This window comes from Larkinella knui (assembly GCF_003858645.1).
GTDB classification, from domain to species: domain Bacteria; phylum Bacteroidota; class Bacteroidia; order Cytophagales; family Spirosomataceae; genus Larkinella; species Larkinella knui.
This window is the reverse complement of record NZ_RQJP01000006.1, coordinates 387,156-412,392: the sequence shown is the minus strand read 5'-3', so window position 1 is coordinate 412,392 and position 25,237 is coordinate 387,156. Positions and strand designations below refer to the sequence as shown.

The 25,237-nt window shown below is 51.9% G+C and carries 19 protein-coding genes and 1 pseudogene; 7 read left to right on the top strand and 13 right to left on the bottom strand.

Annotated elements, in window-relative coordinates; genetic code table 11:
* The first annotated feature begins 205 nt into the window (after window positions 1-205).
* The 3 genes from EHT87_RS27715 to EHT87_RS27705 are packed head-to-tail and all read left to right on the top strand — an operon-like array spanning window position 206 to window position 6,280.
* Window positions 206-2,686, top strand: a complete 2,481-nt coding sequence (locus EHT87_RS27715; protein WP_124910028.1) for a glycoside hydrolase family 95 protein — start codon at window positions 206-208, stop codon at window positions 2,684-2,686.
* A 27-nt stretch (window positions 2,687-2,713) separates the two neighbouring features.
* Window positions 2,714-4,942: a DUF7133 domain-containing protein gene (locus EHT87_RS27710; protein WP_124910027.1), complete on the top strand. Its 2,229-nt coding sequence runs from the start codon at window positions 2,714-2,716 to the stop codon at window positions 4,940-4,942.
* A 39-nt stretch (window positions 4,943-4,981) separates the two neighbouring features.
* Entirely contained in the window at window positions 4,982-6,280 is a 1,299-nt protein-coding gene (locus tag EHT87_RS27705) for a glycoside hydrolase family 99 protein (protein ID WP_124910026.1), read from the top strand.
* 6 nt (window positions 6,281-6,286) lie between these two features.
* Here EHT87_RS27705 and EHT87_RS27700 read toward each other — a convergent pair whose 3' ends face one another.
* From EHT87_RS27700 to EHT87_RS27690, 3 genes and pseudogenes are all read right to left on the bottom strand, one after another.
* Entirely contained in the window at window positions 6,287-6,982 is a 696-nt protein-coding gene (locus EHT87_RS27700; RefSeq protein WP_124910025.1) for a class I SAM-dependent methyltransferase, read from the bottom strand.
* A 308-nt stretch (window positions 6,983-7,290) separates the two neighbouring features.
* Complete coding sequence (locus EHT87_RS27695) at window positions 7,291-7,806, bottom strand: hypothetical protein (RefSeq protein ID WP_124910024.1); 516 nt, start codon at window positions 7,804-7,806, stop codon at window positions 7,291-7,293.
* A gap of 5 nt (window positions 7,807-7,811) precedes the next feature.
* Window positions 7,812-9,068, bottom strand: a pseudogene (locus EHT87_RS27690) (TCR/Tet family MFS transporter); the annotation flags it as partial.
* 70 nt (window positions 9,069-9,138) lie between these two features.
* On the opposite strand from EHT87_RS27690, the gene EHT87_RS27685 reads away from it, so the two are divergent.
* Window positions 9,139-10,005, top strand: a complete 867-nt coding sequence (locus EHT87_RS27685) for an aldose 1-epimerase family protein (protein ID WP_124910022.1) — start codon at window positions 9,139-9,141, stop codon at window positions 10,003-10,005.
* Window positions 10,006-10,282: 277 nt separating this feature from the next.
* Here the strand turns inward: EHT87_RS27685 and EHT87_RS27680 are convergent, their stop codons facing one another.
* From EHT87_RS27680 to EHT87_RS27665, 4 genes are all read right to left on the bottom strand, one after another.
* Entirely contained in the window at window positions 10,283-11,422 is a 1,140-nt protein-coding gene (locus EHT87_RS27680) for an acyltransferase family protein (RefSeq protein WP_124910021.1), read from the bottom strand.
* A 211-nt stretch (window positions 11,423-11,633) separates the two neighbouring features.
* On the bottom strand, window positions 11,634-12,473 hold the full coding sequence (locus EHT87_RS27675) for an OmpA/MotB family protein (protein ID WP_124910020.1): 840 nt from the start codon (window positions 12,471-12,473) through the stop codon (window positions 11,634-11,636).
* A gap of 133 nt (window positions 12,474-12,606) precedes the next feature.
* Window positions 12,607-13,803, bottom strand: coding sequence for an L-2-hydroxyglutarate dehydrogenase (gene lhgD / locus EHT87_RS27670; protein ID WP_124910019.1), 1,197 nt, complete (start codon window positions 13,801-13,803; stop codon window positions 12,607-12,609).
* 12 nt (window positions 13,804-13,815) lie between these two features.
* Window positions 13,816-15,015, bottom strand: a complete 1,200-nt coding sequence (locus tag EHT87_RS27665) for an anhydro-N-acetylmuramic acid kinase (RefSeq protein ID WP_124910018.1) — start codon at window positions 15,013-15,015, stop codon at window positions 13,816-13,818.
* Between the two features lie 83 nt (window positions 15,016-15,098).
* On the opposite strand from EHT87_RS27665, the gene EHT87_RS27660 reads away from it, so the two are divergent.
* The 3 genes from EHT87_RS27660 (at window position 15,099) to EHT87_RS27650 (ending at window position 18,321) form a co-directional block, all read left to right on the top strand.
* Complete coding sequence (locus EHT87_RS27660; RefSeq protein ID WP_124910017.1) at window positions 15,099-15,980, top strand: fructosamine kinase family protein; 882 nt, start codon at window positions 15,099-15,101, stop codon at window positions 15,978-15,980.
* Between the two features lie 111 nt (window positions 15,981-16,091).
* On the top strand, window positions 16,092-17,477 hold the full coding sequence (locus EHT87_RS27655; RefSeq protein ID WP_124910016.1) for a DEAD/DEAH box helicase: 1,386 nt from the start codon (window positions 16,092-16,094) through the stop codon (window positions 17,475-17,477).
* Window positions 17,478-17,547: 70 nt separating this feature from the next.
* Window positions 17,548-18,321, top strand: coding sequence for a tetratricopeptide repeat protein (locus EHT87_RS27650; RefSeq protein ID WP_124910015.1), 774 nt, complete (start codon window positions 17,548-17,550; stop codon window positions 18,319-18,321).
* A 77-nt stretch (window positions 18,322-18,398) separates the two neighbouring features.
* Here the strand turns inward: EHT87_RS27650 and EHT87_RS27645 are convergent, their stop codons facing one another.
* The 6 genes from EHT87_RS27645 to EHT87_RS27620 all read right to left on the bottom strand — a co-directional run bounded on the left by EHT87_RS27645 (window position 18,399) and on the right by EHT87_RS27620 (window position 25,163).
* The gene (locus EHT87_RS27645; RefSeq protein ID WP_124910014.1) at window positions 18,399-19,109 is read right to left on the bottom strand and encodes a DUF2306 domain-containing protein; all 711 of its coding nucleotides are present in this window, start codon (window positions 19,107-19,109) and stop codon (window positions 18,399-18,401) included.
* 174 nt (window positions 19,110-19,283) lie between these two features.
* Entirely contained in the window at window positions 19,284-20,180 is an 897-nt protein-coding gene (locus EHT87_RS27640; RefSeq protein WP_124910013.1) for a LytR/AlgR family response regulator transcription factor, read from the bottom strand.
* Window positions 20,181-20,258: 78 nt separating this feature from the next.
* Window positions 20,259-20,879, bottom strand: a complete 621-nt coding sequence (locus EHT87_RS27635; protein ID WP_124910012.1) for a rhomboid family intramembrane serine protease — start codon at window positions 20,877-20,879, stop codon at window positions 20,259-20,261.
* A gap of 44 nt (window positions 20,880-20,923) precedes the next feature.
* On the bottom strand, window positions 20,924-21,907 hold the full coding sequence (locus EHT87_RS27630; RefSeq protein ID WP_124910011.1) for a polyprenyl synthetase family protein: 984 nt from the start codon (window positions 21,905-21,907) through the stop codon (window positions 20,924-20,926).
* Between the two features lie 48 nt (window positions 21,908-21,955).
* Complete coding sequence (gene miaA / locus EHT87_RS27625; RefSeq protein WP_124910010.1) at window positions 21,956-22,897, bottom strand: tRNA (adenosine(37)-N6)-dimethylallyltransferase MiaA; 942 nt, start codon at window positions 22,895-22,897, stop codon at window positions 21,956-21,958.
* A gap of 595 nt (window positions 22,898-23,492) precedes the next feature.
* Window positions 23,493-25,163 carry an ArnT family glycosyltransferase gene (locus EHT87_RS27620; RefSeq protein ID WP_124910009.1) on the bottom strand — a complete coding sequence of 557 codons (1,671 nt, stop codon included), beginning with the start codon at window positions 25,161-25,163 and terminating at the stop codon, window positions 23,493-23,495.
* Between the last annotated feature and the right edge of the window lie 74 nt (window positions 25,164-25,237).

Genomic DNA, 25,237 nt, shown 5'->3' with positions numbered 1-25,237 from the left:
CCCGAAGATGTACTTTACATCGTGTTCTGGTCAATCAGGGCGGAATTACGCAAAGTAGCTACGTTCAAATCCGTAGCCAGCGCCTGGATAGACGTCGGGAGTACTTGTCATTTTTGTCTGGGAAGAACCGGTATGAAATTTACCGTTAAGTCTTTGATCGGTAACGATTCGGCTTCCTCATTCTTTACGATTGTTGCTTTACTCAATGAAAAAAGTACTGGTAATCGGTATTGCGTTGTTGTTCCAGTTCGCTGCACGGGCGCAACCACCGGCCTCGTTGAAACTTTGGTATAACCAACCCGCCGGCAAAACCTGGACGGATGCGTTGCCCGTCGGCAATGGACGGCTGGGCGCGATGGTCTACGGAAATCCGCAGCAGGAAGTCATTAAGCTCAACGAGTCGTCGGTCTGGTCGGGTGGCCCCAACCGCAACGACAATCCCGACGCGCTGGCGGCTTTGCCCACCATCCGGAAGCTGATTTTTGAAGGCAAACACGCCGAAGCTCAGAAACTGGCGGCCGAAAAAATTGAGTCCAAAAAGGCGCAGGGCATGATGTTCCAGCCCGTGGGAAACCTGAATCTGGCGTTTGCCGGTCACGATTCGTTCACTGAGTATTACCGGGAGCTGGATCTGGAGCGGGCCATCACCACCACGATGTATACCGTCGGTGGCGTGCGCTACACTCGGCAGGTAATCGCTTCGGTTCCCGATCAGGTCGTTGCCATTCGCCTGACGGCCAGCCAGCCCGGCAAACTCACGTTCACGGCTTTTTTGACCAGCCCGCAAAAGACGGAGCGCAAAACCGAGGGCCCTGATAAACTGGTATTAACGGGCATCACCAGCGACCACGAAGGCGTTAAAGGGCAGGTAAAATTCAATGCCCACGTTAAAATTTTGCCGGAAGGCGGGCAAGTGAATCCTACGGATACATCGGTTGTCGTAAGTGGCGCCAATGCGGTCACGCTGTTTGTGTCGATCGGGACGAATTTCGTGGATTATAAAACGCTGACTGCCAACCCGCAAGCCAAAGCCGACCAACCCCTGAACCGCGCCATTACCCGGTCTTTCGATGCGGTTTTGAAAGATCACGTGGCCGCTTACCAGGCTTATTTCAATCGCGTAAAACTGGATCTGGGCACGACCGAAGCCGCCAAGTTGCCCACCGATGAACGCATCCGGCAGTTTGCCGCGGGCAACGATCCGCACCTGGTGTCGCTGTATTTCCAGTTCGGGCGGTATCTGCTGATTTCCTGCTCGCAGCCGGGCCGGTCCGCCGGTGCGGTACCGGGCCAACCGGCTACGCTGCAAGGCATCTGGAATCAGCAAATGAGCCCGCCCTGGGACAGCAAATACACGATCAATATCAATACCGAAATGAATTACTGGCCCGCGGAGGTCACCAACCTGACCGAATTGCACGAGCCGCTGATTCAGATGGTGAAAGATCTTTCGCAAACCGGTCAGCAAACCGCCAAAGAAATGTACGGCGCGGGTGGCTGGGTGGCGCACCATAATACCGATTTGTGGCGCATCACCGGAACGGTCGATCCGATTTTCTACGCCATGTGGCCGATGAGTGGCGCGTGGCTCAGCCAGCATGCCTGGGAAAAATACCGGTATTCCGGCGACAAAACCTACCTGAAATCCGTGTACCCAGCCATCAAGGGAGCCGCTCAATTCTTTGTCGATTTTCTGATCGAAGAACCGACGCATCATTGGCTGGTGGTTAGCCCGAGCATGTCGCCCGAAAACGCGCCGACCAGCCGCCCGAATGTCACGATTGGTGCCGGGCATACGATGGACAATCAACTGGTTTTCGATATTCTGACGGCGGCCATGCGGTCGGCGGAAGCACTCAATACCGATGCCGAATTTGTTAAAGTCCTGAAAGAAAAACGGGCGCGACTGGCACCCATGCAGATTGGTCAGTTCGGCCAGTTGCAGGAATGGCTGGAGGACCTGGACAACCCGGAGGACAAACACCGGCATATTTCGCACCTGTACGGCTTGTATCCGTCGCACCAGTTGTCGGCGTATCGCACGCCCGAACTGTTCAGCGCGGCCCGGACGTCGCTCGAACACCGGGGCGATGTTTCAACGGGCTGGTCGATGGGCTGGAAAGTGAACTGGTGGGCGCGGCTTCTGGACGGAAACCGGGCCTATAAACTCATCACCGATCAGTTGTCACCGGTCAATGCACCCGGTAAAAAAGGCGGTGGCGGGACCTATACCAACCTTTTCGACGCCCATCCGCCGTTCCAGATCGACGGTAATTTTGGCTGTACGGCGGGTGTGGCCGAGATGTTGCTGCAAAGTCACGACGGAACCCTTCATTTGTTACCCGCGCTGCCCGACGTCTGGAAGTCGGGAAAAATCAGCGGGTTGCGGGCGCGGGGCGGTTTTGAACTGGTGGCGATGGAATGGAAAGAGGGGAAAGTGGCCAAGGTGACGATCAAGTCGAATCTGGGCGGAAATTGCCGGATTCGGGTGCCAAATGCCTTGAAATCAAGCGGATTGGCACTGAAAACCGCTCAAGGCACAAATTCCAATTCGTTTTACCAGCCGGAAGAAACCGCAAAACCGCTCATTTCAAGCCGAGCCGCTGTCAATCCTTTGCCGCTGAAGGAAACGCTCGTTTACGATCTGCCGACGCAAAAAGGGAAAACCTACACCCTAACGTTATAGCCACCACGCAATTCGCATTCTGAACCCATGAAAAAATCAATCTGGATGAGCGGTATTCTGGCCGCTTCCCTGCTGGCGGTAACGTGTCAGGTGTCCCGGCAAAATTCCCGGAGCACGACGCAAACCCCGGCAAATCAAACCGTTGAAACGGTTCCGGCATTTACCGCCAACCCATCACCGGCTCATCTAACGCCCGAACAAAGCCTGAAATCGTTTCGGTTGCCCAAAGGCTATCACCTCGAACTGGTTGCCAGCGAGCCGATGATTCACGAGCCGGTGGCTGTAGCCTGGGATGGCAATGCCAAAATGTACGTGGTGGAAATGGATACCTACATGCAGGATGTGGACGGTTCTCACGAGCACGATCCGATCAGTCGGGTGATGCTGCTGGAAGACACCAACAACGACGGGAAAATGGACAAAAGCTCCGTTTTTATCGACAAGCTCCTGTTGCCCAGAATGTTGCTGTGCGTCGGTCACGAGCTGCTGGTCAATGAAACCGACACCTACGATATTTATAGTTACAAGGATACCAACGGCGACGGCGTGGCTGATCAGAAAAAACCGGTTTTTAATCCGGGGAAAAAAGCCCCCGGTAACCTGGAACACCAGCGCAGCGGTCTGGACTGGAATCTGGACAACTGGATTTACGTGACCGTCGATCCGGTCCGGTTTCGGTATACCAACGGAATGCTGAAAGCCGACTCGATTCCCAGCGGTTCCGGTGGTCAGTGGGGGTTGACACACGACAATTACGGGCGACTTTTTTTCTCGTCGGCGGGCGGTGAAGTACCGGCTTTGGGGTTTCAGATCAATCCGATTTACGGCCGACTGGAATTCCGGGACCAGTACAGTGAAGAGTTCAATGCCGTCTGGCCGATCATCAAAACACCGGATATTCAGGGCGGGGTGCAGCGCATCCGGACGACGGATACGACGCTGAACCACTTTACGGCCAGTTGCGGCCAGGTTATTTTTCGGGGCGATCGGTTGCCGTCGGATTTGTCGGGCGATTTGCTGATCAGCGAACCGGTCGGGCGGCTGATCCGCCGGGCAAAAGTCAGCAACAAAGCCGGCAAAACGACGCTGGAAAATGCCTACCAGAAAGAAGAATTCATTGCCTCGACGGATATGAATTTCCGGGCCGTCAACATGTATACCGGGCCGGATGGCTGCCTGTACATCGTCGATATGAATCGGGGCATCATTCAGGAAGGCAACTGGACAAAACCGGACAGTTACCTGCGGCCCCAGATTACCCGGCTGGGATTGGACAAAAACATTCAGCACGGCCGGATTTACCGGTTAGTACACGACGGAATTAAGCCGGGGCCCAAGCCGCAGATGCTGGATGAACCGAGCAGCAAACTGGTCACGTATCTGGATCATGCCAACGGCTGGTGGCGCGATAATGCGCAGAAAGAGTTGATTGTGCGCAGCGATCCATCCGTGGTTCCGATTCTGAAAGTCATCGCAACCGGTCAGAAACCGGCCTCCGCTTTGGGTCGGCTTCATGCCTTGTGGACGCTCGAAGGATTGAACGCAATCGACAAAACCGTCATTCTGAAAGCGTTAACGGATGAGGATGCGCAGGTAAGAAAAGCCGGGATTCTGCTGAGTGAGCCGCAATTGAAGCAGAACGATGAGTCGCTGCTGGCGCGCCTGGGCGACTTGAAAACCGATCCGAGTTTCGATGTTCGCACGCAACTGGTTCTTTCCCTGTCGTATAGTTCGTTGCCAAAAGCCAAAGCTCTGGCGCAGGAAGTTATTGCCCTGTCGCCCGACAATGAAATGGTGGCCCGCGCGCAGAAAAGTCTGGACAAAAACGAGGATGTCAAGAAGTTCGGGCGGAAGCTGGGCAGTCTGGACGAAACCGACCGGAAGCTGGTGCTGACCGGGTCCACGATTTACAAGTCGCTGTGCACGACCTGTCACGGTTCGGATGGCAAAGGGCTGGAAAGCAAAGCCGCTCCTCCGCTGCTGGGTTCGCAGCGCGTTCGCAACCGCAACAAAGAGATTGCCATCCGGATTCTGCTCCACGGTCTTTCCGGCCCGATCGACGGGCAAACCTACCCGGATGTGATGCCCGCGATGGGCGCCAATGACGATGAGTGGCTGGCGTCCGTGTTGAGTTACATCCGGTACGAATTCGGGAACAACCAGAATCCCGGCGTGCGCCCTGCCGATGTGAAAGCCGTTCGGGAACAAACCGCCGGACGCGAGAAACCCTGGACATTACCTGAACTGGGGAAATAGCCGAACAACCTCACTGCCATTCATACAAAATTTCCAGCCATGAAAAACCTTACTTTTCTGGGGGTCACGTTGTTGTCCCTTACCGTACTGATTTTGCCCGGTTTTAACGGTAAAAAACAAGATCCCGAAGTCAAATACGACGAAACCGGCTGTCTCTACACCAGCTACAAAGGGCTGGTGATGGCCGGCTATCAGGGCTGGTTTGCGGCCCAGGGCGACGCGTCCGACCGGGGCTGGCATCACTATCAGAAACGCGGCAAGTTTGAGCCGGGCTACACGTCGATTGACTTCTGGCCCGATGTAAAAGACTATCCGACGACTTACAAAACGGCTTTTCAGTACGCCAATGGGGAGAATGCCGCGGTGTATAGTCCCTATGACGAAAGCAGCGTCGATCTGCATTTCAAATGGATGAAAGACTACGGCATCGACGGCGTGTTTATGCAGCGGTTTTTATCCGAAATCAAGTCGGAAAAAGGGAAACGGCATTTCAACAAAGTGCTGGCTAACGCGCTGAAATCGGCGAAAAAGCACCAGCGGGCGCTGTGCATCATGTACGATCTGAGCGGTTCGACTTCGGCGGATATGGATATTTTGGTGAACGACTGGAATGAGTTGCAGCAACTTTTTGCGCTGTTCAACAACCGGGAAAATCCGACGTATCTGCGGCACAACGGCAAACCGCTACTGGCCATCTGGGGCGTTGGGTTTAACGATAACCGGCGGTATACGGTCGCTGATATTCAGGGGCTGGTGGAAAAAGTGAAAGGTCCCACGAAAAAAACGGCGGTTTTGCTGGGTGTGCCGTATTACTGGCGAACGATGACGAAGGACACCGAACCGTCTGAATTGCTGCATCCGCTGATCAAAAGTGCCGACATCATCATGCCGTGGGCGGTGGGGCGCTACAATCCGACGACGTACGCGACGGTTTCGGGAAATACGCTGGCGGGCGACGTTGCGTGGTGTAAAGCCAACAAAGTGGAATATGTACCGCTGGTTTTTCCGGGATTCAGCTGGGGAAATCTGAAAAACAGTCCGACTGTCTACAACCAGATTCCGCGTCTGAAAGGTGATTTTCTGTGGAGTCAGGTAGTGGGCGCGAAGCAGGCCGGCGCGCAAAGTTTATACGTTGCCATGTTCGACGAAGTGGACGAAGGAACGGCGATTTTTAAAACCAGAAAAGAAGGCGAATTACCGCTGAATGGCGACGGCAAATTTGTCGGCATCGAAGCCGATCTGGATTCCGATTATTACCTGTGGCTGACGGGTCAGGCCACCAGCTGGTTTCACGGAAAAAAGGGGTATACCGCCCAGAAACCGGTCCGGAAAAAGTAGGACAGCCTAGTAAGAAAATTCGTAGAAACTGCGGTTGGCCGCTTCAATCAGCGACGCATACGACGCATCGTACAGTTTCCGCATCAGAAAACCGTGTTCCCGCAAATAATCGAGGTTAAACTTCCGGATCATGCGGTGGTGCGGTACTTCCGGGCTTTCGACGTGCTTAATGACGTAATTCGGAAAATACCCGTAAATCTCTTCGGGTGCGATGCTGAATGGCGCCGTGTTCATTTCCGGCGCATATTCCAGCGTGTTCAGAAAATACTCCGTACCCGGAGCGGTCAGTTCTTCCATTTTTTGCAGGTATCCCACCCGCAGGGGAAGCGGTAACGCTGCCAACGAAGCCCGGTCGTAAACGAGGTCAATCTCACCGACTTCATCAGGCGTTAGTGCGAACAGATCTTTGCAAAATAGGGTCAGATTGCCCGCGATATACCGCTCCCCAACTTTTTCATACGCAAGCTGGTTTTCCGCAAAGAACTGCAGGATTGTGTTCTCAACCCGTTCCACACCCACGACGCGCTCCGCAAATTGACTGAAATACACCAGGTCGAGCGACCGGCCGCAGAGCGGCACAAAAATCGATTTTTCCATCAACGCAAACGGCGTCAGGTGTTTCAGTACATACGGGTGAACGTTCTGGCGGTGGAAGCGCGTATCCGAATCTTCCCGCGATTCTGCCCAGACTTGCTTTTCCATTAGTACGTGTTGTTGTTCTTGTTGTTCAAAGAGTAGTTGTTGTTGTGTCTTTCGACGCTACAAAGGTGGCGGATCGAATCGCGTTTTGGTAGAGGAAATTTACGGTTTCTTAAAAACAGGTACTTTTACGTACTAGCAGAGATCATCACAGCAAGCCTGAATTGATTTAAATAATCGCCGGAATGAATGTTTATCAGCCCACTGCTTTACCCACAACTGAAGCAGTGGGCTGATAAGCCAAAATTCGGCGGTTAGTTAGTTTAAGTCAATAAAGGCTTGCTTACGTAAATCTGGAAAAATGAGCGAATTCAGGGCGCGACTTCCAGCTTCAAAATCCGGTTATCGACCGTACCATTGGTAATAACGGGTTCGTCGTAGTAATGCACCCGCACCTGCATGCCATCGCGAATGGGAATCCGGATTGAATCATTATTTTGAAAACCGGCCGCACTGCCTCCACCCCGGATGTAATACCCAAACTTTACGTTATTGACCATAAAGCTTTCATAATGGTAGTTCTGCCACTTGTTACTGGCATCTTTATCGCGCCAGATTTTCTCCCAATAGTTGGTTACAAGGCCCTCCACTTTCAGGCAATCGTCGGATTCCAGCTTCTTTTTGAGCCGGGTATAATCCCAATAGGGCAGGACAAACGTCACGGCGACCATGACGCAGGTTACGGTCAGAAGGATTTTGCGGTGTTTCCAGGAACGAAAAAAAAGAAAAACAACCAGGGTGGCGGTAGCGAATCCGGCGGAAATGTAGGCAAACAACCACTCTTCGTAGCCGCGGGCAGCGATGTCATAAACAGTACGGTAGGGCATGGGTATTAAAGGCTGGAAGTCGATTCTTCCGTTTTGGGTACCAGAATTTGGTCAGATCCCAAGGCCTTTGCCACTAAAAAGACGCTGATCAGCGTCAACACCGCGCCCATTAGAAAGGGCGCTCCCGGAAAATACACCGGCGCTTCGGGTTTGGTAAAATACGCAAATAAATGGGTCATTAACAAAGGGCCCACAATGGACGTCATGCTCGCCAGACTCGTCAGAGCACCCTGTAACTCGCCCTGTTCGTTGGCGGGTACCTGGGTAGAAATGAGCCCCTGAACGGCCGGACCCGCCAGACCACCCAGCGCATATGGAACCATGAAGGCAAACATCATCCAGCCCTGGCTGGCGAACGCAAAGAGCGTAAAACCGATGACGGAGAAAGTAAGCCCGGTAAAAACCGCCTTGCGCTGACCCAGTTTCGGAATGGCTACCCGAATTAAACCGCCCTGAACCAGGGCCACCGTCAGTCCGATAAAACCGAGGGAGTAGCCCACCCAGGCTTCGTTCCAGTGGAATTTTTCGATGACATAATACGTCCAGGTCGATTGGGGCGCCTGACCGGCAATGTAGATCAACACCATCGTGCCTACCAGGCTGAGGATGGCCGGGTAGCGCTTCAAGCGGGCCAGTGAGCCAATGGGATTGGCCCGTTTCCAGTCGAATTCCCGGCGGTTTTCCGGCGACAACGATTCCGGGAGGATAAAATAACCGTACAGGAAGTTCAGCAGCGACAGGCCGGCGGCAATCATAAAGGGAACGCGGCTCCCATATTGACTGAAAATACCGCCGATGACGGGACCAACAATGAAGCCCAAACCAAAAGCCGCTCCGACCAGGCCGAAGTTTTGCGACCGTTTTTCCGGTGGACTAACGTCGGCAATGTAAGCGGCTGCGGTGGTGAAACTGGCTCCGCAAACGCCGGCAATAAACCGGGCGAGAAACAGCCAGGCAATGGTGGGCGCAAAGGCACAGAACACGTAATCGAGGCCGAGACCAAAAAGCGAAATCAACAACACGGGCCGCCGACCGAAACGGTCGCTCAAACCGCCCAGAATCGGTGAAAACACGAATTGCATGATGGCGTAGGCGAACGTGAGCCAGCCGCCATATTGCGAGGCTTCGCTTAAATCACCGCCGGTAAGGTCTTCGATTAATCGGGGTACAATCGGGGCAATAACCCCAATACCCGTGCAGTCGATCAGAATGGTAATGAAGATGAACGTCAGCGCCCGGTTACTTTGTTGAGCCATGCGGTAAAATTTTGTCCAAAGTTACGGCTTTCTGCCCATTTTTGTCAGGAAGTTGCAGAAACCATTCATTCCAATCATGACAACCCTCGAAAACGACTTTCTTCAAGTCCGTATCCGCCCCAAAGGTGCCGAACTGACTTCTATTTATAATAAACACACCGGTATTGAACACCTCTGGCAGGCCGACCCGGCGGTGTGGGCCTGGCACGCACCGAATTTATTTCCGGTGGTGGGCGGCTGTCTCAACAACGAGATTATCGTCGATGGAAAACCGTATCCCATGGAGCGGCACGGGTTTACGCGCCAGTCCGAATTTACGGTGGTGGAAGCCACGCCGACAAAAGTCTGTTTCTCGCTGCAAGCCAACGAAAAAACGCGGGCGGTTTATCCCTATGAATTTGAGTTCCAGATCGAATACCAGATCGACCACCAGGTGCTGACGATCATTTACCGCGTCATCAACCGGGAAAACAAGCGGATGTATTTCTCGGTGGGCGCGCATCCGGCGTTTGCCGTGCCGTTTTTGCCGAATGAAAATTACGAAGATTATTACCTGGAATTTCAGAACGAGGAGCCGCTCGAACGGCACATGCTGTCGGCGAAGGGCTACTTTACGGGCGAAACCGAGCCGGTTTTAACCGTCGACCGGCAGTTGCCACTGACCGGCGATTTGTTCAAGGATGACGCGCTGGTGTTCAAAAATATGGATTCCCACAGTGTAACGATCCGGAGCCGCCACCACGATCAGGCCGTAACGGTCAGTTTTCCGGCATTTCCGTATCTGGGCATCTGGGCAAAACCGGGCGGCAAGTTCGTCTGCATCGAGCCCTGGCTGGGCTGTGCCGACAGCGAGGGAACGCCCGTGCCGTTTGAGGAGAAAGAAGCCATTCAGCACGTCGAACCGAACGGATCGTTTGAAACCGGTTTTACAATTGGCGTATAGGGGTAGTCAGCAGGCTTGCCAACTGTTCTCAGAATGTGTTTGAATTCACCCCGGAGGGGTTGCTACTACTAGATACCAATGTATTCAGGAACTGTCCGGCGTTTAATGGGCTTTTTTCTATCGACAGACCGCCCTTCCAGGGCTTGTCAGGGAATTGAACCTGCTTTTGACGTCTATTTCAACCGGGAACTGAGGATAATTCTTAGCTTTCAACGCCTGAAATCGAACGGCCGAAGCCATTATTAGTAAATCTCCAGCATCAACTACTGGCGATTTACTAATTTTTTTGTGCTCGTAAAAGATACTTCGCCAAAAACCTGCGTACCGGTTCATCATAGCGTTTTAAGCATACATACGCCAAGAGGACTGAACCCATAACAAGCGCTAAAGCACCGGGCCACGATTGTTCGAAGGTGAGGTTTTCATTTTTAACCCAGGCATAATACCAATAAATAAAGGGGTAATGGACCATGTACAGCGGGTACGAAATGTCGCCTAAAAACTGGCATAGGCGGGTCGTTATCCGGTCCGTTGTCTTTCCTGACGCGCCAATATAAACCAGTACAGGAAAGATAAGTACAACACAGATGGTGTCATACAGCCCGTTCATCCAGAAATTTTCAGTGCCGCCAATCCGGGGTATGGCCGACAGAATAACAATCGACAGGCTGCCGATCCAAAAAGCCCCTTTGACACGGATCGGTTTGAAGATGCGGGATAGGAGCAATCCTGCCGGGAATGAAAATAACAGCCGCAGAGAACCACCGGTTATATTTTCTTCTGTTAGCGAAAATCCGGCGCATAGATCGCCGTAGGGTCCCCAGATGGCAAATGCGGCCAATCCGCAACCGGCCAGTAAAACGAGTAGCGAAAGCACCTGGGTCGGAAGCTTACGGAGAACGAACGCGTAGAGGATGGTGCCGATATATTCGAAAAATAAAGACCAGGTCGGACCATTCAGCGGGTACATTTCACCAACGCCCCGAATTTCAAAACCGGGCGTTGCCGGAATAAGAGCCGCATTGATCAGGGTCGCTATCAATAACCGGGTGCCCGATACTTTTGAAACGTCCCAGGCAGCGCAACCCTGGAAGTAGAACACACTGGCTCCGATAAGAGCCCCGATAACGACCATCGGATGCAGGCGAATCAACCGCCGTTTGATGAAGTCGTTTACGGTCATCGTTTTCCATCGGTCGTCGTACGCATAGCCAACCACAAAGCCCGACAGGATAAAGAAAAAATCAACCGCCAAATAGCCGTGATTGATTTTTTGGTCTACATGACTGGTTGCATAAGCTTCGAATACGTGAAAACAGACCACCGTCAATGCTGCTACGCCCCGTAACCCGTCCAGCAGGTGGTAATGCGGTTTTGTGTCCGCAAATGCCGTAGTAGAAGTTGTGTTTTTTACCATATAACCTCGTATCGTAGGAGAACGTATTTGAAAAAGGGCTGCGCGCCGTGTCATCGGGAAATTGGCCGGAACCGAAGAAAAGAGCCAGCAAATACCCACTGATTATTCATGCGAAAAGCTCCTGTCGAATGGCCTTTAAACCGTTCAACAGGAGCTTTTCTTATCGTTTCAGAACCAACCCAAAATGTGGGATGCCCCGGATGTATTGCGCTTATTTCTGCTCCGTCAGCAGGTTGAAGAACTCGTCCAGTTTGGGCAACAGAACGATTTCGGTCCGGCGATTGGCCTGACGACCTTCTTCCGTGGTGTTTTCCGCCTTAGGAATGTATTCTGAACGACCACCGGCCGTCAAACGAGACGGTGATACGCCAAATTGGCTTTGCAGCGTCCGCACAACCGAAGTGGCCCGCATAACACTCAAATCCCAGTTGTCTTTCAGGAATTGCGTCGAGATCGGGTATACGTCCGTGTGGCCTTCCACCAGCACATCCAGGTTGCGGTGGTCGTTGATGACCTGCGCCACTTTACCCAATACCGTCTCTGCTTGTTTGTTCAGTACGTAACTGGCGGATGGGAAAAGCATTTTGTCCGAAATGGAAACGTAAACCACGCCCTTCTTCACTTCCACCTGAACATCGCTGTCGTTGATGTCGGAGAGTGACCGTTTCAGGTTTTTCACCAATAATAAGTTGATAGAATCTCTTCTTTGGGCCGAAGAAGACACATTTGAGAGTGTTTCCAATGAACGACGGATGCTTTCGGCACCGGCTTTGCTCACAATCGACAAATCGGCCATCCGATCCAGCAAGTTCGTGTTGGTTTTTTTCATGTAATCCAACTGGCTTTGCAAATCGGTAATCTGGCCGTTTTTGGTGAGCAGCTCCGCGTCTTTTGTTCCGAGTGAACTTTGCAGACTGGCCGTTTTCTTGGCGCAGTCTTCCAACTCCATTTTTACTTTGTCATGAACGGTTTGCAATTCAGCCAATCGCTTTTTGCTTTTACAGGAGGTTATTACGGTTAAGAGGGCAATGGCAAACAGAATATTTTTCATATTTTTTGTTAGGGATAATAAAATTATTTTGGGTTAACGCTTACGCTCTGCAAGTTACGAAGCAATTGGGAAAGGTAATAACAGGATTTTTACATTATTACGCTTTTTAAGCTTTTTCTAATTATGTGGTCTTTCAAAACCGCGCCAGTGCTTTTTCCGATACCGTCAGGCCAATCGACAACGACGATGTGGCCGCCGGAGAGGGCGCGTTGCAGACGTGAATCGCCCGGTCGGTTTCCAGAATGGCAAAGTCGTCGAGCAGCCCGCCCGTTCGGTCGCAGGCCTGTGCGCGGACGCCCGAGCCGCCTTCCACGAGGTCGTCTTCCTGCACTTCCGGAATCAGTTCCTGCAAGGCTTTGGTGAAAGCGGATTTCGAAAAAGACCGGTACATTTCGCCCAGTCCTGTTTCCCAGTATTTAGCCGCCACTTTCTGAAAACCGGGCCAGCTCAGCGTTTCATAAAATTCTTTCAGGTTGATGTCCGACTTCCGATACCCTTCCCGCTGAAAGGCCAGCACCGCATTCGGTCCGGCTTCAACACCGCCGTGAACCATCCTTGTAAAGTGAACACCCAGAAAGGGAAAATTGGGGTCCGGAACGGGATAAATCAGGTTGCGCACCAGGTATTGTTTTTCGGGCCGGATTTTGAAATATTCCCCCCGGAACGGAATAATCCGGATGTCGATATCGTGCCGCTGCGTTAGCTGGGCCATTTTATCCGAGTAAAGTCCGGCGCAGTTGATCACCAGCCTGGTTTCGTAGGTGGCCCGGTCGGTCAGCACCACGGAGAGCGTATTGCCCGGTGTGATCTGCGTCACTTTCTCGTTCAGCCGAATTTCTCCGCCCAGTTCGCGGAATTTTTCGGCGTATTTTTCGGACACCTGCACGTAGTCGATAATCCCGGTTTGCGGTACCCACATGCCCTGAACTCCCCGGACGTGCGGTTCGATCTCGTGCATTTCGGAAAGCGTCAGCTTCTTTAATCCTTCAAGTCCGTTCTGCTGCCCGCGCTGGTATAAATTGTCCAAAAGCGGTATTTCCTCCGGTTTGGTGGCCACAACGATTTTGCCGCAAAGTTCATACGGAACATTTTCCTGTTCGCAGAATTCGAGCAGCATCCAGTAGCCGCGAATGCAGTTGGTGGCTTTCAGACTGCCCGGTTTATAATACAAACCCGAATGAATGACGCCACTGTTGTGGCCGGTCTGGTGGGCCGCCAGCCGGTTTTCTTTCTCGATTACGGTTACCGAAAGACCAGGGCGCTGGCGCTTGATTTGCAGCGCCGTTGCCAGCCCGACAATACCGCCCCCAATGATTATGATGTCAGTCATGTCGTTTTACATTTAATTTGGAAAAGAAACTTTGCCCATCGACACCGTCGGGACGCCCCGGCGATTGCCGAAAGACGTGTAGCCACCGGCGACGGCTTCATTAGCCAGCACTGCAAACAGAATGGCTTCCTTGGCGTCACCGGAAATACCCAGCTCGTCGGTATTGGCAAACCGGCAATCGGGCAATAACGCCTGAATAGCGCCGGTCAGAACCGGGTTATGCATCCCGCCCCCGCTCCGGTACACCGAATAAGGCTCACCCGGTTTGATCACGGTTTGAATCGCTTCGGCAATGGTTTCCGCACTAAACCGGGTTAGAGTGGCAATCAGATCTTCGGGCGTCAGGTACTCGTCCGTTTGGCTGAGTTGCCGCGCGCGCTGAACATACTCCGCGTTGAATACTTCCGGTCCCGTAGTTTTTGGAAAGGGAGCCTTGAAAAACGAATCTTTTTTCAACATTTGTAGTAAATCCTGATTCACGGTTCCGCGAGCGGCAATTTGGCCATTTGCGTCGTATGGTTGGTTGAAAAACTGCCGCGTAAAGGCATCAATGAGCGTGTTACCGGGGCCGGTGTCGGTCGTAAATACCTCTTCTGCGTTCAGATTTCCGGGGAGATACGTAAAATTGGCAATACCGCCCATATTGAGCATCAGGCGGTTTTCGTCTTTTTTTGAAAAAATAAAATAGTCGCCATAAACCGCCAGCGGAGCGCCTTCGCCCCCTTTGGCGATGTGTTTCTGACGAAAATCACTGAGGGTAATAATGCCCGTGGTCACGGCAACGTGGTCACCGTCACCGATCTGCAGCGTGGCATTCGGGAATTTATCGAGTCGGTGCTGGCTTTTGGGTGCGTGAAAAACCGTTTGGCCGTGGCTGGCAACGAGGTCGACGTCGGCGGCTGTTAGTTTCCATTGGCGGAGGCAGTCCGTCACCATCTGGCCGTGAAGTTGCCCAATCCAGGCATTGAGCAGACAAAGATGTTGGAAGTCGATTTCTTTTTTGGCAAAAACTTTCCGTATTTCCGCCTTCAGGTCGTCGGTGTACGGAACGGTCTCAAAATGGGTAAGCGATACGTCGGTTTGGGGGCCAAACCCTTTGATGTGGCACAGGGCAACGTCCAGGCCGTCCATCGAGGTACCCGACATCAGGCCGATAATCCGGCGTTCGGGGCGTTGTGCCAGTTCATAAAGGCGTTGTATCTGAATATTCATAGTGTGCAATAAGGTTGGCAAAAGTACCAACTGGAAACTGTAAATCGAAACGGGGAACCACGACAACCGAAAACAGTAAACCATTGATGTGGCTGGGAGAAGAACAGTTTGATTTTTTTGAGGGGCTATTTTTTCAGACCCTGGGCCGTTCGGTCGAGGTGTTGGAAGCCCGGTTTTTGGTGGGTGGTAACGTCAACACGGCCGCGCAGGTTTTTTCGTCGGAAGGGCTGTTTTTTGTAAAATGGAACCCGGCCGACAGCGTGGATATGTTCGAGTGGGAAGCCCGTGGGCTGGACCTGCTCCGATCGACCGAAGCCATCTACATTCCTGAGGTAATCGGCTACGGAAAATACCGCGACAAAACCTATCTGGTTCTCGAATACATCGATCCGGTGGTTCCTAAAACCGACTACTGGGAATCATTCGGGCAGTCGCTGGCGTTGTTACATTCACACACCCAATCGAAATTCGGATTACACTTTGATAATTACATCGGTTCGCTGCCGCAAAGCAACACATTAACAGACAACGGAATCACGTTTTACATCGAACAACGTCTTCAGCCACTGGCCGGTATGGCTCTTTACAAAGGACTTCTTTCAAAAGAGTTGTACAACAAATTTCAAAAATTATACCAACGGTTGCCTGATTTGTTGCCGGTTGAACGACCGGCTTTGCTACACGGTGATTTATGGTCGGGCAACGTGATGGTGAACGAACAGGGCGATGCGGCCTTGATCGACCCGGCGGTTTATTACGGCCTGCGCGAAGCTGAACTGGCCTTCACAACGCTTTTCGGCGGTTTTGACGAGCGGTTTTACGACGCCTATGATGAAGCGTTTCCGATGGAAGACGGTTTTCAGGAGCGAATACCGATTTACAATTTGTATCCGTTGCTGGTCCATCTCAATTTGTTCGGAATGGGCTATCTCAGCGGTATTGAGCGGGTGTTGAATCGTTTTTAACCCTCTTGAACGGGAATTACGCGGATGAAAGGATTAATAAGATTAAAAGACCGCGTCAGCAATCCTACTTAATCCTTTCATCCGCGTAATTTCCGTTCAAGACACTATTCTATGGAAATCAACTCTTTTGACGATTTTAAGCTCAATAAACAACTGCTGACGGCGATCGTGGAAGCGGGTTATGAGCAGCCAACGCCCATCCAGCAACAGGCCATTCCGCTGGCCATGGCGGGGCATGATGTGTTGGGAATTGCACAAACCGGTACCGGAAAAACGGCGGCTTACCTGCTGCCGCTGCTGATGAAAATCAAGTATGCGCAGGGCCAGCATCCGCGGGCGTTGATTCTGGCGCCAACGCGCGAACTGGCCATGCAAATCGATGCCGCCATTACCGAACTAGCCAAATATACCGATATCCGGCACCTGGCCCTGTATGGTGGCATTGGACCGAAAGCGCAGATTGAAGCCGTTCAGAAGGGCATCGACATTCTGGTGGCAACACCGGGGCGGTTTTCGGACCTCTACTCGCGGGGCGAAATCGTGGTGAAGCAACTGACGACGATGGTGATGGATGAAGCCGACAAAATCATGGACATGGGCTTTATGCCCCAGATCCGGAAAATTCTGGAAGTGATTCCGGTGAAGCGGCAAAATATGCTGTTTTCGGCCACCTTTCCGCCCAAAGTGGAAGAATTGTCGTACGAGTTTCTGGAGTTTCCGATGCGGGTCGAGGTGACGCCCCAGGCATCGACGGCCGATATGGTTTCGCAGAAGATTTATGCCGTTCCTAATTTCAGAACCAAGATCGATCTGCTGGCGTACCTGATGAGTTTCGAATCGGCCAACCGGGTGATTGTGTTTGCCCGATCGAAAGAAACCGCCAACAATATTTATAAATTTCTAGCCCGGAAAGTCATCGCCGACGACCGGATCCGTGTTTTACACGCCAATAAAGGGCAGAATACGCGGATTAATTCGATGGAAGCCTTTAAGGAAGGCAACATCCGGGTGCTGGTGACCACCGACGTTACGGCGCGGGGCATCGACGTCAATCTGGTCAGTCACGTCATCAATTTCGATGTTCCGCTGATTTATGAAGATTACGTTCACCGCATTGGCCGCACGGGCCGCGCTAACCATACCGGGGAAGCCATCACGTTTGTGACAATGGCGGAGGAATACCACATTCGGCAGATCGAGAAGATTATCCGGATGCAGATTCCACGCGAACCCATACCGGAAGCGGTTCCGATTACCGAAACGCCTTTTGAAGAACAGCAGGATTTCCTGCGGGAAATCGACGATCAGCGGAAAAAGGAAGATCCGACTTTTAAAGGCGCTTTTCACGAGAAAAAAGGAATACCGGTCAAAGGTCGTAGCACACCGGGGAAATCCGCAGCCACCCGCAGCACATCCACCCGCGGCAAGTCGCCCAAAAGCCCAACGGCCCGCAGCAGCAAACCCAAAACCGGCCCCGCCCGTCGCCGGAAGACGTAACCGTTTTTCAATATTTTGTACTAAATTAGATCCCCTTACGTTTTATAGGGGTTAGTACGTTGAACGTCACATGAATAATCGGACAAAAGGAATGCGGTTTTTCGGTCTTCTGGTTTGGCTTCCCCTGGGCGTTTTTGCGCAAACCGGGCCCTTAGCCAGTTCGGCCCGGAGAGTCGAAGCAGGCAAAGGAGATACCGTTGTTGAGGTTTCCAAAAATGCCAACCCCACCGTTGTAAACCCAATGGTGACGCCTTTGTTTGGTGAACAGGCAAAAACGGCTGAGCACATCACCTGGGAAGTGCGGTTTTTGAACGAATGCGACAAAAATTTTAGCAATCGCGCCGAAGCCAGCCAGTTTTTCTCGACCCGTGCCTGGGAATACCTGACCGAAGGCCAGCTGGACACGGCCACTTACCGCTTCAATCTGGCGTGGCTGCTGAACGACAAAAATTCCGACACGTACTGGGGTCTGGGCGTGATCAGCTACCAGCAGAACAAAATGCCCGAGTCGATCCGGCTTCTGAAAAAAGGACTGGAAGTGGCCGATAGCAACGCCGTTCTGATGACCGATCTGGCCACGGTAGAACTCAAGCAGTATAAAGAGAATAAGGACAACGCCCTCCTGGAAGACGCCATTTCGGTGCTCAACAAGGCCCTCCAGTATGATGTAACAAACGCCAATACGTTCATGCGGTTGTCGTGGGCTAATTTTGCGAAGGGCGATTATGCCGCAGCCTGGGAGAATTTGCACAAAGGACGGTCACTGGACTTGGCCGCCGTCGACTTCGTTTATTTGCAGGAATTGCGCGATAAAATGCCCGATCCCAAAGGATTCTTCAAATAATACCCGTACCCACGGAGTTTAGTCCGTGTTTTCAATGCCTCCGAAATAGTAATATTATGATCTATTAAAAACACGGACTAAACTCCGTGGGTACGCAACTTCTTTCCTGTTGCTTCATTCAAATTGAATTTCTTCAAATAATACCGGATCGTCCGGCCGATCAGAATACCTCCAATAATGCCCGGCAGGGTCCAGGCCGCGATGTCGATCATGAAATGATGGTCGGGTAAATACCGGGTATTGACCGTGGCAAACGCCGTCAACGTGGCAATGTAGGAACCACACATCCGGGTGATATGTCCGAAAAACCACTCTATTTTACCGTAACGGGTCTTTTCCGGATGCCGGAATAAAAGGACGTCATACCGGGCGTTGCTGAAGAGAATACCGGCAAAAAAGAAATAGAGCAGGCCGAAGATGGAGATACTGCCCATCATAACCCAGTTGACAACGGCCTGAATACCCAACCCAAACATCACCAGCGACGCGCCCAGAGCCAAATAGGCCGCAATCTGATCGGTTAACGTAAACTGATTCTGCGCTTTTTTCAGGCGGAGAAGGCGCCGACCCGAAAAGCAGAAATAAAAACTCAGAATGGCAATGAATAACAGAAACAGTGCGCTGGGTTTGAAGAAAACCAGGTAGACGGCGGTCAGACAGACGACGGCCATGCACCAGTAAAATACCAGGCCGGTCACTTTGTGCAAGCGGTTTCCTTTTTTGGTCACCATGGGAACAATACCGACCAGCAGGGCGAAGAAGCCAGCCGCCACGTGGATACCAATCATAAGTTTTAACAAGAGATCCATAACTCCAAAAGCGTTTAGTCGTGTTCGATTCGTTGAAACAAACCTACGCGGAGTCGGCAAACCGGTCAAATTAAAGGGAAGTACGGCAGTTTTTTGGGGTATTTGACACTTTCTGGGGTCGTTGACAAAGCCGGTGGGACGTTTGGCAAAGGATCAGACCATCGATTTGAGTTGGGCCACCAGCGTATCGTTGTATTTGCGGGCCACCGGAATTTGAAACAGCCCGTCTTGCAGGTGAAGTTTGTAGCCCTGCGCGTTGCCCGTTACGCGCTCCACTTTTTCCAGATTGACAATATACGACCGGTGGCACCGGACCATCGGATTGCGGGCCGTGATTGAAGGATCGTTTGCGCCAAGCTGGCTTTCCAGCCGACTCAGGCTACTCCGCAGCAGGGTTTTAACCGGCTGGCCATTTTTCAAGTGAACAATGGTGGAGTAATTATCACTGGATTCGATGTATAGCAGATCGGTGGGCGGGAAGACGAGGCTGTCTTTTTCATTTTCGGCGGTTAGGGTGATCAAAATCCGCTGATCAGGCCCGTCGGCGGGATTTCCGGCGTGGTGTTCCCGAACCGGGAATTCCCGGGCCAGCTGTTGATATCGTTTGAGTTTGACGATGTAGTTCACCAAAACCGTGCCTGCCGAAGGAAAGACACCAATTACAAAGGTAACGATGATCATCCCAAACAGACCCGAGCTGTAGATGGCGCTTCCGGTTAGCCAGTTGATATAGAAATAATTAGCCAGCCCAATCAGGGTCATGTGGGTGGTTATCCAGAGGATTTCGCGGCCCACCGTCCAGCGATCGTTGGAAAATTGCTTCGGCAGCAAAACCGGTAAAGACAGGCTGAGTCCAGCTGTCACCAGCAAGGAAATGAGCCCAAAACCCAGAATTTTGAGGGTTTTGTAAGGCGTATTCCACGTATTCAATCCGAACGGTTGGAAGATCAGCAGAAAAAGCCCCACAAAAACGCCAATCCAGAACGCCTTGGCCCACCGTCGGCGAACCGGATCTTCACACGGATACGGTTGATTCAGTAGCTGCCACATAGCGAACAAAAGAGGCCCGACAAGAGAGGAAGAGCAAAACGCAAAAGCCGGTATTCTCTTGTCTCTCTTGTTTTTCGATCAAAATAATTTCCAGTTCGAGATTTGCTGAATAAAAGTCCCGACAACGGGCGGATACAGCAGGACAACGACAAAAATACCGAAAATAGCACCGTACAAGTGGGCGTCGTGGTTGATGGTACCGCGCCCTTGCCGGGATTCGTAGAAGGAGTAGCCCATGTAGAGTGCACCAAAAATAAAACCGGGGATGCCGATGATACCCATGAGGTAAATTTTTTCGGTCGGTTGAAACATGATTGCTCCAAACAGCAGGGCCGATACGCCACCCGAAGCGCCTAAAGAGTTGTAATTGGACTTATTGCGTTGGCGGATCAGAGTCGGAATGTCGGATACTACGATAGCAACCAGATAAAAAATCAGCAGATAAATCGGCCCGGCTCCTTCAAACAGGAGGCTAAAAACCTGTTCGATAAGACTCCCGAAAAAATAGAGCGTAAACATGTTGAACAGCAGGTGACTCATATCGGCGTGAACGAATCCCGATGTCAAAAGCCGGTACCATTGCCCCCGCTTAAGGACTTTTTGCGGGTTCAGAACCATGCTATCCAGAAAAGAATCATTTCGCCAGGCGTAAAAACTAACGAGTCCGGTAATGACGATAATGGCAAGCGTGACGGTCATAACGAGTTGTGGCGTAAGAAGTTAGGTGGGGTTTTTAGATTTGCTCAGCTTTCGCGACCGATCAACTGTTCGGTGAAATCCATCAGCAGTGCTTTGCGGGCCGGATCGGCCGATACCTGACCGAAATTGGCAAAGCCCCGCGTAAAGTAGTTATTAATCCGTTCTTCGGTCAATTGCCGGATGCCCAGTTGGTCGTAAATGGCCGTAACCGCCTGGACTTTTTCCTGCTTATCGAATTCCGTGGCACTGAGCCAGCCGATGAGTTCGGCTTTCAAATCACCACGGGATTGTTGCAGGGCTTCGATGAGTAAAAACGTTTTTTTGTTGGCAATAATATCGCCCCCAACCTGCTTGCCGAATTTAGCCGGATCGCCGTACACATCCAGCAAATCGTCTTTCAACTGAAAACCCAGTCCGATATTAATACCGCCTTCGCGCAGCAGACTGCTGGCTGCATCGTCGGCACCGGCAATGATACCGCCCAGTTCGAGCGCAAAACCGAGCAAAACCGACGTTTTGAGCTTGATCATTTCGATGTATTCGTCTTCCGTAACGTCCCAGCGGGTTTCAAAATTCATGTCGAGTTGCTGGCCTTCGCAAACATCGGCGGCTGTGCGGTTAAAACGGCTCAGTACTTTTTTGAGCTTCGGCGTTTCAACATCCAGCAGCAGCTCATAGGCATTGACCAGCATGACATCACCCGACAGGATGGCAATGTTGTGGTTCCACTTCTCATGAACCGTCGGCTGGCCCCGGCGCAGGGGTGCCTGATCCATGATGTCGTCGTGCATGAGCGTGAAATTATGGAATACTTCAACTGCCACGGCCGGTTTGAGAGCCCTGCGCCAGTCGTCACCGAAGAGGTAAGCGGCCATGAGCGTGAGCAGCGGCCGCATCCGCTTGCCGCCCAGGTTCATGATGTAGCTGATGGGATCGTATAATTCCGCCGGTTGCTGGCCGTATTCCGTTTGTTGAATCTCCTGATGAAGCGCTTCTAGAAAAACCAGTGGGTTTGTTGTTTGGGTCATGGCTCAAAAATACGGAAAACTGCCGGAATGGGAGTGAAGAGTGATGAGTTATGAATGAAGAGTTTGCGGAATTTCCTGTAAATCAGCGGTAATACGATCAACTAAGTGATGAATGGGCAGCCGGCCGTCGAGCCAGTGGATGCGTAAACCGTCGCGCTCCAGTTTGCGAAAAAACGTCATCTGACGCTTGGCAAACTGGTGAATGGCCGTTTCCAGGCGGACGCTCAGGGTCGCGTAATCCAGTTCACCGTGCAGGTAGTGGGTGATGAATTTGTATTCCAACCCGTAAAAAATCAGTTTTTCGGCCGGAATACCGCTTTCCAGTAACCGCTGAACTTCGTCGATCAGGCCGTTTTGAAGTCGTTGGTGTAACCGGTCGGAAATCCGCTGCCGACGCACTTCGACGGGTAAATCGATTCCAAAAACCACCATGTCGGGCAATGAAACCGGGCCGGAAAGGTCAATTTTGGGATTTTGGGTTAAGTACATGGCAATTTCAATCGCCCGGATCAGTCGTTTGCGGGTGGAGGTGTCGGCCAAAACCGCATAGGCTGAAGGAACCTGCTGAAACCGTTCGAGCAATTCATCGTCGGTTCTGGTTTTCAATTTCGCACGCAGTTCCTCATTAATCGGAATGGCGGTGTACCGATGCCCTTTCAGAACGGCTTCAAGGTATAAACCGGTTCCCCCGCACAGAATCGGAACATGACCACGGGCCCGAATTTGGGGAAAAATGTGGTTAAAATCCTGCTGATACTGGTACAGGTTGTAGTCACTGCCCGCATCGACAATGTTAATGAGGTGATAGGGAATGGTTTGATTATCAACGCGGTATTCGTCCAGGTCTTTGCCGGTTCCGATGTCCATGCCGCGATACACCTGCCGGGAATCCACGCTGATGATTTCACCGTTCAGCCGTCGGGCAACGTGAACCGCTAACCGGGTTTTTCCGCTTGCGGTCGGACCGAGTATGACGAGGCTTTTGGGCATATTTTAGTGTTCCAACGATCAAATGCTGACTTTCTGAGGCCAATAACTGAAAGATTTCTTACTTAAACTCAAAATTGTAGGTCAGGCTGGGGATGGGAGCCGCAAAAATAGCCAGCCGGTAGGATTTCGTGGCCTGCCCTTCGGTGCGGTAAAAGACGGAATAGGCATTCTTGCGGTCATACAGATTATACTGGCCAGGGCAATTACTAGTGTCAATAAACGAAGCCCGGACGCTCCTAAAATGATCCAGGCTGTCTGATCAATACCCTCGCCCTGAACGATATGACCATAAAGCCAAAGCGCCATGACTACAACCACGAAAAGGCCAACGAAGACGAAAATTGCGTATACGGGCCACCGAATGATTCGTTTTTTTTCAGGGTTCAAAATAAGGTAAGTATGGACCCGGTAACGTGATTACGTAAAAGTAAACCAAACTAGACTCTTGTCCGGTAATTCAGCAAAGAAAATGCCCCACGGTTAACCTCCTTACGGAGCCTTTTCTCGCCACGAAAGCGAACGTGAAAGGCAAAGAGCGGTTATTCATGGCGTCAGTGGCGCATCGGCACGCGCCTTGCCCAGCTGACCGTTTCCATCACTTAAAAGCAGGTTTCCGGCGCAGAAAAACAAACCCGTTGTCTTCACTGATGATTTCCAGATTCGGGTTGTACTTGTATTGATCGAGGTTGATGTTGCGGGTGACGAAAAAAGCCGGTTTGTCGACCGGGCCGTTGATCAGCCACTCTTCGCTGTAACTTTTGGGATTGGTCGGGGGTGGTTTCCGGAAGTAAAACAGGTGAGCGTAACTTTTATAACCGATGGGCTCGATGTAAATGTCCTGACCCTGTTTGGCTTCGTAGAAATCAATCACGGCACCCTGCGTATAGCGCTCAATTTTGGGAACAATGGCCGGTAACACAAACCACAAGAGGACCGGTGTAGACAGAAATAAGGTGACCATACTCCCGACGGGCCGTTTTTGCCGGAGCCACAACAAACCCAGAATAAGCAATCCGTAAACGGTGCCGATGGCCCATTCCCAGCCCTGCCACTCGACCGGGGCCGTCAGGTTGGCGGCTGCAAACCGGTCTTTGATGTACGGAATCAGGTCGGCGGTATGCATGCCAATCAGCGGCAAGGCGGCAATCAATACCGCCAGCACTCCGCCAATGATGCCGATGCCGATGGTCAGCCAGCGGTTCCATTTCAAATATCCGTTCAGGTAGCCATACAAAACCGTAGCGGCCAGGTAGGAAACCGGAAACCACGCCATCGAGGAATAATGAACGATTTTGGTTTTGACGATGGAAAACAGAATCATTACTACCCAGAACAGGATGATCATCCAGCGCCGGAACGAAACCGCCCGAACCGCCCGTTCCGATTGCGAATCCGAACGAGCCCCCGCCGTATCCGCAAAAAAACCGCGTATCGCCAGCAGTGACATCGGAAAACAGCCCAGCAAGACCACCACGAAATGGTAATAAAACGGCTGCTGATGGCCGGCGTCGGGCGTTGAAAAGAGCCGGATCTGGTACCGGAAAAATTCTTCAAAAAACCAGAATCCGTTCTTGATCAACTCCAGCCCGAACCAGACGGAGGCCACCGCCAGGCCACAACCGAAGAAGAGCAACCCGTTCAGAAAACTCAAAATCGGTCGAAACCGCTGGATGCCCCAATACACCAGAAACGTCAGTCCGAGCAGCAACCCGCCGACGGGGCCTTTGGTCAATACCGCCAGACCGACGAACAAACCCGAAAATGCCGCCAGTCGGGTCGCTTTCGGTGTGCCATAGGCCGAAACCGCCCCGGCCATCAACCAGACACTCAGGAAGATGAACAGATTGAATGTCGGGTCGATAATTCCGGATTTGAAATAAAGGTGGGGCGTTAAAGAGCCGAAATAGGCCAGCGCCCACAAAAGTCCAAACCGCTCATCGACGATCTTTTTACCAATCGAATATAAAACCAGCAAGGTGACGATGCCGATTACGGCGTTAGGAAATCGGGCGGCAAACTCGTTGATGCCGAAGGCTTTCATGGCCAGCACCTGAAGCCAGAAAAACAGGGGCGGTTTTTCCCAAAATGGCTGAAAATTAATCTGAACCCGGGTGTAATTGCCCGTCACGATCATTTCCCGCGCCGATTCGGCAAAGTTGATCTCGTCCCAATCGAAGAGGTGAACCCGGCCCAGAAACGGGAAGTAAAACAACGCTCCGGCCAGAACAATCAACACGGGAATCAGACGGCTTGGAATTCGGGGCATAGCGTTGGGGTTGATTTCGCAAAAGTACGCAAACTCGCCGTTTCGTTGCGCGGTTGCGTGTATCTTTGCCGCAT